Here is an 8,559-nt window from a genome sequence, read left to right on the forward strand (position 1 = left end):
TCTTTTTTCTTTTCTCTTTTCTCTTTAATCTAAGAAATATGAATATAAAAATTTTAACACCAGAATACGTAGTTTTTGAAGGAGAAGTAGACTCTGTATTGTTGCCGGGAAAAAGTGGTGAATTCCACATTATGAAAAATCACGCAGCAATTGTTTCTTCTTTGATCGGAGGTAAAGTAAAGCTTTTCACATCTTCAGTGGGTGAAGCTTATGCTAAAAACTTTACTAAAGAAAATGAGAAAGACTCTGTTTTTTCTTACCCTATCAAAAGCGGTGTTGTAGAATTTAATCATGATAAAGGAATCATCCTTTGTGAATAATTAAATGAAAAGCTAAATATATTTTCAAGAAAGTGTAACTTTGGTTACACTTTTTTTATGTTGTGTAAAAGTCTGATTCTATGAAGAAAAGTACAATCATATTCTTTACCGTTCTGGCAATTTTGTGTAATGCCCAAAATTTCAAAACCAAAAGAGGTATCATAAGTCTTGATGGCGTTCATGTTGCCAAGATCTCCAACAAATCCAGTATCTATACGTTCATGGATCTGAACGAGACCCCGATGTATACCATAGAATTCGTAGATAAAAGTATAGTGGATTCCGTAAGAGACAGTTATATAAAACTCAACAGGGTTTACAACAGGGATAAGACAATAGAAATGGACTATATTTCTCCGTCAGCATTTTCCGGAGAAGAAAAATCAGCAGTTTATACTTCTATTAAAGGTCTGAAGATTATTGATAATAAAGGAATCAATATTAAAAACCTGGATGATATATTTAAAAATATTCCTAAAAGAAAGCTGGATACCAAAACCAAAGATGCCTATACCACCAGAAGTAAAATTGATAAGCTCAACATTGAGGTTAATAAAGTAGGAGAGATCATTAGCAACGGTATTCCTGTCGGATATTTTACCAATCTTCCGGTAAGTTTTGGTTCTGAAGATACCATTACCGATAAAACTTTCATAGATATTGAGGTATATGATGCTAAAAGTAAATATATTGGAAAATATATTACCACAACAAAGCAGATCAAAACAGCTAACGGAAAAATTTTTACCATCTACAGGGAAATGTCCGGCAGGGCTTCTCTGTTAAAATTTCCTACTTATAAAGCCATTGCAGAAAGAATAGCAATTATGGACCCGAATTTTATTAAAGTCCAGGAAAAAGTGATTGTTGGTGACGTTGTAAAAGGAAATGCTGAAAAATAAAAATATATTGATTTTGAATATTGATAAAAATCCTGAGAATTTAATTTCCAGGATTTTTTTTCTAATAAATTTTAAAAAATTACAGACTTAAAATCACCCCATTTTCCTTAAGCTGCTGTATAGGTTTTGAAAACCAGAATAATTCAAAATCTTCAAAATTTTCTTCAAACTGATTCTTAAGTTGTTGAGCTGTAACTTTTTTAGGGTTTTCTATAGAATTTTCTTCCAGCACTTTCATCAGCCATTCCGCTTTATCCTGCTCCAGATCTATCTTTACAATGTTGGTTTTTAAATGGAATGTAAGAAGCGTATATGCACCGGAGTATTTCTTTTTATTTTTTATGCGATTCTCAGCGATTACGTTTTTAGTCAGGAAAACAACCTTAGAGTTGCCTTTAAAGCCGAATTGGGTATCATCCAGAAGACAGTCATGAATATAATCAGGATGAACTGTTGTTTTTGGAATTTTAAAATCAAACCATTCCTGAAGCGGAAATTCAAAATTGATTCCGTGCATATAATTAAAAAGAGATTTTTTCAATCCAAAGCTGAACTGGCTGTGATCGATTCCGGTTTTATCCTTAAAATCAATATCATTGTTGGCAAACAGAATTTCCTGCTTCAGAGGAGTCACTCCAAATTCCTCAGGATTTATTCCGACAGGCGAATGCGCTGTCATAGCAAACTGATGCCAGAAAGCACTTTGAAGAATTCCCATCTCAAACATCTGCCTTACCATTTCCAAAGAGTCTACTGTTTCCTGGACAGTCTGAGTAGGGTAGCCATACATCAGATAAGCGTGAATCATGATTCCGGCTTCCGTGAAATTTCTTGTTACCTTTGCAACTTGCTCTACAGAAATACCTTTATCTATCAATTGTAACAACCGGTCGCTGGCCACTTCCAGCCCTCCGGAAACGGCAACGCATCCCGAAAGTTTTAACAGATAACATAAATCACGGGTGAAACTTTTCTCAAACCGGATATTGGTCCACCAGGTAACCACAAGATTTCTGCGAAGAATTTCCAATGCAACTTCCCGCATCAATGCCGGTGGTGCAGCTTCATCCACAAAATGGAATCCCGTTTCACCTGTTGTTTTAATGAGCTCCTCCATTCTGTCCACTAAAATTTTAGCAGAAATAGGCTCGTAGATTTTGATATAGTCCAGAGAAATATCGCAGAATGTACATTTTCCCCAGTAGCATCCGTGGGCCATGGTCAGTTTGTTCCATCTTCCGTCACTCCATAAACTGTGCATTGGGTTGGCAATTTCAATCACTGAAATATACTGGTCTAATTTTAAATCTGTATAATCTGGTGTACCGATACCTGCCTGCTTATAATCGTGTCTTTTAGAATTATTTTTATAAGTAACCTCTTGATTTTCAATTAAAAATGTTCTCTTGTACTCTGCGGTTTCTTCTGAAATATGCAAGTTGTTGTAAAGAAGCTCGAGAGGAAGCTCACCATCATCAAGAGTGATAAAATCAAAAAATTCAAAAACTCTCTGATCTTTTACTTCCCGCAATTCGGTATTGGGGAAACCACCACCCATCGCAGTTTTAATGTGGGGATAGTTTTTTTTAATGAACTGGGCACATTTGAATCCGGCATACAGATTTCCTGGAAACGGGATTGAAAAGCATACCAATTTTGGCTGAACTAATTCTAATTTTTCCTGAAGAATTTTAAGGGTAAAGCTGTCAATAAAGGTTGGATTATTTGACAGTTTTGAATACAGCTCATCAAAAGAATTGGCACTTTTTCCGAGACGTTCTGCATATCTGCTGAATCCGAAATCCGAATCAATATTTTCAATAATATAATCAGAAAGATCTTCTAAATATAGGGTAGCCAGATGCTTCGCCTTATCCTGAAGCCCCATATTGCCAAATGCAAAATCCATATCATCCAGCTGGTTGAAACGGGAGGCTTCCGGCAGAAAATTCATGCTGCAGATCTGTCTGGCCAGCGTAGGGGTTTTTCCCTGTAAAAAAGGAATCACCTGATCTATTGTTCTTAAATACTCTTCCCGTAATGCATAAATCCGTTGTGAATTTTCTGAGAGTTCCTGATGATTGATTTTTGTGCTGAAAATTTTCTCAAGTCCGTTTTTCGAAAATAACTCCAAAATAACATCAAGTCCCAGATCGGCTTGGTAGCTGGAAATATTTTTGGTATTCAGAAAGCCTTTTATATAAGCTGTTGCCGGATAAGGAGTATTGAGCTGGGTAAAAGGTGGAGTAATGAGAAGAAGATCTTTCAAACAGGAAATTTTTGCAAAGTTATTTTAAATTCATCTAAAATGAAAAAGCTAAGCAGGAAAGTTTAAAAGTATTTTTTAATTCTTTATAAAGCTTAGTGATTAGTGCTTAAGTTTCCAATGATAATAGGTACATTCTATCCCAAATAATCCGGAATAGGTTTCAATATCAAGATAATTTCCTTTTCCAAATTTATGATACGTTTTGCGGTTTACATATATGGTAAGAGATTTTGGAGATTCTTTTAAATAATATGAATTCAAATATTCATAATTGTTTTTATATTTGGCAGGAATGTTATATTTCTTAACTTCAATAGTATTCATTTTTTCTTTTGGAATAACCTTAAACTGATAGTTCGTAATTTTATAGTAACCTTCTGAATCCCATTTTTCTTCTATAGGACTGGCTTTATAGGTAATAAAATATTCTTTCGATGATGGTTTGGAAAAATCAAAAGATATATTGACCGCTAAAAAGAACGGAATGCAATAGTAATTCATTGTCTGTAGGATGTTCTGAGTGTTGCCTGAAATATCTTTACTTTTCGTTTTAATAAAAAAACTTACTATTACCGGTAAAAGGAATAAAATTAACTGGGTAATTAAACTGAAATGATACCATTCAAAAAATTTCCAAAGGATAAGGGCATATAAAACAGGGGTGGTAAGAAACAGAAGCTTATACCTAAGATACAGATCAATATTTTTCCTGTCAAAATCATTCATGAAAAATCTTATCCAGGGAATACAAAAAATGATCACGCATAGAAATCTAAACTGCCATGATACAGGTTCCGAAAACAACAAAGCTGTACATAAAAATATTCTTGTAATAAGAGAAAAAACGATCTTCGGAATAATTCGCATATTGTATTTGCTCATCAGTTTGTTGAGTAAATATAATATAAAAAATTGTTATAGAACAGTTAATTGTCTGCCAGTCACTTTATGTGGGCTGAGTAAGCTTCGACTTTCTGTTGTCTGCAATAACATTAAAGGTTACTCCTAAAAGGATAAGCGTAATACCGATGAGAAGATTTACCGTAAATTTTTCATGAAACATGAAGACACTTACCATCACTGCAACCACAGGTTCCAATGCTCCTAAAATAGCAGTTGGCGTGGACCCGATATATTTTATAGCATACACCAAACACAGACTTGAAATAACGGTGGTGAGAAAAGCAAAAACAATAAAATTTAAAAAAATGGATACGGAAGGGATGGCAAAAGATTCACCTTCAGCGGAAGCTTTTACCATAAAAAATGCAGAAGTACAAAGCATGGAGTAGAATGAGAGCTTGAATCCTGATACTTTAAGATCAGATTTATTAACGATCACCATATAAAGCGCATAAAATAATGAGCTCAGCATCACAATTCCAAGACCTGCAAAATTGATCTCCAGGCCATTTTCTTTTAAGCATAAAACAATAACCCCTGCAAAAGCTAAAAACAGAGAGATTATAGAAAGTTTTGTGAGTTTTTCCCTATAAAAGAAAAACATGATCAAAGCTACAATAACCGGATAAATAAACAGGACGGTAGAAGCAATTCCCGGGGTAAGAAAATCATACCCAATGAACAAAAATTCTGAAGAAAGGGCATAGCAGACTCCCAGAACAGCAAGAATCAAAGCCTCTTTTTTATTGATCCTGAAGCTTTCTCCGGAATACAGCAGATATCCGCCAACCATTGAGGCAGAAAACAAAAATCTATAGAACAGCGTAATATCCATAGAGAAATGGGCCTGCTTCAGCGGCAGGATGAAAATAGGGATCAGTCCGAATGAGACGGACGACAGTATGCCTAACAAATAACCCTTGAACTTCATTTTTAATCACAAATTTGATAGGATGAATATGTAATAAAAAAAACCACTGAAATTTTCAGTGGTTTTTATCTTTTCATTAAATCGCCTTAAAACTTAAACCCTGCTCCTGCAGAAGTTTTTGTTCTTGCTCTTTATAGTAACCACTTACTAATTTATCATGAATGGCTTCAAACGCAGCTAATGTTTCATTAATTTCTGCATCCGTATGGGAAGCGGTAGGAATTAATCTCAACAGGATCATTCCCTTCGGAATAACCGGGTAAACCACTACAGAGGTGAAAATCCTGTAATTTTCTCTTAAATCTTTTACAAGAAGTGTGGCTTCCACCGGAGTTCCCTGCATCATTACTGGTGTTACGCAGGTGTTTGTATCTCCAATATTGAATCCTTTTTCTTTAAGTCCGCTTTGTAATTTATTTACATTTTCCCAAAGCTTGGCTTTAATTTCCGGTCTGGTTCTTAAAAGTTCCAGTCTTTTTAAACCTCCGATTACCATTGGCATGGTAAGAGATTTAGCAAAAATCTGAGATCTTAAGTTGAATTTCAGGTATCTGATGATTTCTTTATTTCCCGCAAGGAAAGCTCCGAAACCAGCCATAGATTTAGCAAAAGTAGAGAAGTATACATCAATCTGATCCTGGCATCCCTGCTCTTCACCAGCTCCGGCTCCTGTTTTTCCAAGAGTCCCGAATCCGTGTGCATCATCTACTAAAAGTCTGAAGCTGTATTTAGATTTAAGATCGCAGATCTCTTTAAGTTTTCCCTGCTGACCTCTCATTCCGAAAACACCTTCTGTAATCACAAGAATACCACCTCCGGTTTCTTCTGCTACTTTGGTTGCTCTTTGAAGGTTTTTTTCAAGACTTTCAATATCATTATGTCTGTAGGTAAATCTTTTTCCGGAGTGAAGTCTTACACCGTCTACAATACAGGCATGCGAATCTACATCATATACGATCACATCGTTTCTGCTCACTAAAGCATCTATAGTAGAAACCATTCCCTGGTAGCCGAAATTCAATAAATATGCTGATTCTTTCTGTACAAAATCTGCCAGTTCTTTTTCCAGCTGAAGGTGTTGTTCTGTTTCACCGGACATTGCCCTGGCTCCCATAGGATAGAACATCCCATATTCTGCAGCGGCTTTAGCGTCAGCTTCCAGCACCTCAGGGTGGTTGCATAATCCTAAATAGTCATTAGCACTCCAGAAAATCACTTCTTTTCCCTGAAACTGCATTCTTGGGCCGATAGGTCCTTCTAATCTCGGGAAAATGAAATACCCTTCTCCGTAATCTGCAAACTGTCCAAGAGGTCCTGGATTTTCTTTTATTCTTTCAAAAATATCCAACATTTTGTATCGTAATTTTAAGTAAAAAAAGCCTTTCCTGTAAAACACAAAAGGCTTGATTTGTATCGTGGTTTATTTAAATCTATTTAATGAATTCTGTCTTGAAAACTTCATCGTAATTGTGTACGCAGTTATTTACAAAACCCTGTTCGGCCATCCATTTGTCACTGTATACTTTAGTAATATACCTTGATCCGTGATCAGGGTAGATCAGGACAATAATATCATCTTTGGTAAGCTCGTGAGACTGTGCATACTGAATCAGCGCCTGGGTTACGGCTCCTGTGGTATATCCTCCCATAATAGCTTCTTTAAGGGCTATTTCTCGGGTTCTGTAGGCAGACATTTCATCATTTACCCTTACAAACTCATCTACTTTATCAAAAAGCAGGGCAGCAGGGATCAAGTTTTTCCCCATTCCTTCAATCTGATAAGGATGAACATCTTCTTTATGGATTTCTCCTGTTTCGTGGTAGCTCTTCAGGATAGAACCATCAGCATCCACACCAATAATCTTGATATCCGGATTTTTTTCTTTTAAAAATTTACCCGAACCGGACAATGTTCCACCCGTTCCAGTGCAGGCGAAGAGGTGGGTAACCTTACCTTCTGTCTGCTCCCAAATTTCAGGACCGGTAGTCTGGTAGTGTGCATCAATATTCAATTCATTAAAATATTGATTGATGTAAACTGAATTTGGCGTTTCTGAAGCTATTCTTTTAGCTACTTCATAATAAGATCTGGGATCATCTGCAGCCACGTTGGCAGGACAAATGTATACCGTAGCCCCTAATGCTTTCAAATAGGCAATCTTTTCGGGCTTCGTTTTGTCGCTTACCGCCAGAATACATTTATATCCTTTAATAATACAGACCATCGCTATAGAAAATCCGGTGTTTCCTGAAGTAGTTTCTACAACTACAGAATCTTCCTTTAATAAACCTTTTTGTTCAGCATTTTCTATAATATGAAGTGCTATTCTATCTTTTGTGGAATGTCCAGGATTATATGATTCTAACTTGGCATAAACGGTTGCAGGAATATCTTTTGTAACAGTATTAAGCTTCACCATAGGAGTATTTCCTATTAGGCCAAGAATATTATCGTAAACATTACTCATTATTTGTTATTTTCAATAAAAATCTGACCGCAAAAATACAAAAAAATAAATAATTACTAAACTTTTGTTTGATTTCAAGCCAGCGATTCAGCAAAATTTATTTTCTGATTTGCAATCTTAGCTGAAGTACAATCGCAAATACTACGCCAAAATTTTTAAATTTTGTTAAAAACACCACAGAATGGTATAAAAGCCTTATTTTCGCGTAATTGATTTAATACTATGAAAAATTGGACTTTTAGGCAATGGAACACCGTTTTAGGATGGGTGATTTTCGTCATTGCATTTTTCACGTACTTGTCGACCATAGAACCCAATTTCAGTTTCTGGGACTGCGGCGAGTATATTTCCTCAGCTGTAAAACTTGAAGTAACGCATGCTCCCGGAGCCGCTTTATTCCAGATTGTGGGTGCCGTGGCAGCCATTTTTGCTTTAGGGAAAGGTGAAAATTATTCTATCGTAATTAATGCGATGTCTGCATTGTTCAGTGCGCTGACGATTTTATTTTTATTCTGGACGATTACCCATTTTGTAAGACGGCTGCTGAACAAGGATTTTGATGAAATTACAAAACACCAGGAAATCTCCATCCTTTTTGCAGGAGCAGTAGGAGCATTATGCTTTACTTTTTCAGATACTTTCTGGTTTTCTGCTGTAGAAGGAGAGGTATATTCTATGGCTTCTATGTTTATTGCTTTACTCGTTTGGTTAATTACCAAATGGGAAAACGAATACCTGGCGAAAGACAGCGAAAGATGGATCATCC

General features: G+C 35.9%; 8 protein-coding genes. 3 read left to right on the plus strand and 5 right to left on the minus strand.

Annotated elements, in window-relative coordinates:
• The first annotated feature begins 38 nt into the window (after nt 1–38).
• Together LC418_RS12820 and LC418_RS12825 are read left to right on the plus strand one after the other, a co-directional pair.
• Nucleotides 39–320, plus strand: a complete 282-nt coding sequence (locus tag LC418_RS12820) for a FoF1 ATP synthase subunit delta/epsilon (protein ID WP_111957931.1) — start codon at nt 39–41, stop codon at nt 318–320.
• Nucleotides 321–400: 80 nt separating this feature from the next.
• Complete coding sequence (locus LC418_RS12825) at nt 401–1,222, plus strand: hypothetical protein (protein WP_223559398.1); 822 nt, start codon at nt 401–403, stop codon at nt 1,220–1,222.
• Between the two features lie 79 nt (nt 1,223–1,301).
• Here the strand turns inward: LC418_RS12825 and LC418_RS12830 are convergent, their stop codons facing one another.
• From LC418_RS12830 to LC418_RS12850, 5 genes are all read right to left on the minus strand, one after another.
• Nucleotides 1,302–3,491 carry a B12-binding domain-containing radical SAM protein gene (locus LC418_RS12830; protein WP_223559399.1) on the minus strand — a complete coding sequence of 730 codons (2,190 nt, stop codon included), beginning with the start codon at nt 3,489–3,491 and terminating at the stop codon, nt 1,302–1,304.
• A gap of 99 nt (nt 3,492–3,590) precedes the next feature.
• Nucleotides 3,591–4,373, minus strand: a complete 783-nt coding sequence (locus LC418_RS12835; protein ID WP_223559400.1) for a hypothetical protein — start codon at nt 4,371–4,373, stop codon at nt 3,591–3,593.
• 64 nt (nt 4,374–4,437) lie between these two features.
• Nucleotides 4,438–5,325 (minus strand): DMT family transporter, encoded by an 888-nt coding sequence (locus tag LC418_RS12840; protein WP_223559401.1) that lies wholly within the window; start codon nt 5,323–5,325, stop codon nt 4,438–4,440.
• A gap of 76 nt (nt 5,326–5,401) precedes the next feature.
• Nucleotides 5,402–6,673 carry an aminotransferase class I/II-fold pyridoxal phosphate-dependent enzyme gene (locus LC418_RS12845; RefSeq protein WP_223559411.1) on the minus strand — a complete coding sequence of 424 codons (1,272 nt, stop codon included), beginning with the start codon at nt 6,671–6,673 and terminating at the stop codon, nt 5,402–5,404.
• Nucleotides 6,674–6,755: 82 nt separating this feature from the next.
• Complete coding sequence (locus LC418_RS12850) at nt 6,756–7,793, minus strand: PLP-dependent cysteine synthase family protein (RefSeq protein WP_111961053.1); 1,038 nt, start codon at nt 7,791–7,793, stop codon at nt 6,756–6,758.
• 222 nt (nt 7,794–8,015) lie between these two features.
• Here LC418_RS12850 and LC418_RS12855 point away from each other — a divergent pair.
• A partial coding sequence (locus tag LC418_RS12855) for a glycosyltransferase family 117 protein (protein ID WP_223559402.1) occupies nt 8,016–8,559 on the plus strand: 544 nt, incomplete at its 3' end.

It is taken from the genome of Chryseobacterium lathyri (assembly GCF_019970085.1).
GTDB classification, from domain to species: domain Bacteria; phylum Bacteroidota; class Bacteroidia; order Flavobacteriales; family Weeksellaceae; genus Chryseobacterium; species Chryseobacterium lathyri.

Excerpts from the sequence above, each read along its gene's own strand:
- LC418_RS12820 (WP_111957931.1), top strand. The coding sequence starts at position 39 with ATGAATATAAAAATTTTAACACCAGAATACGTAGTTTTTGAAGGAGAA.
- LC418_RS12825 (WP_223559398.1), top strand. The coding sequence starts at position 401 with ATGAAGAAAAGTACAATCATATTCTTTACCGTTCTGGCAATTTTGTGT.
- LC418_RS12835 (WP_223559400.1), bottom strand. The coding sequence starts at position 4,373 with ATGAGCAAATACAATATGCGAATTATTCCGAAGATCGTTTTTTCTCTT.
- LC418_RS12840 (WP_223559401.1), bottom strand. The coding sequence starts at position 5,325 with ATGAAGTTCAAGGGTTATTTGTTAGGCATACTGTCGTCCGTCTCATTC.
- LC418_RS12850 (WP_111961053.1), bottom strand. The coding sequence starts at position 7,793 with ATGAGTAATGTTTACGATAATATTCTTGGCCTAATAGGAAATACTCCT.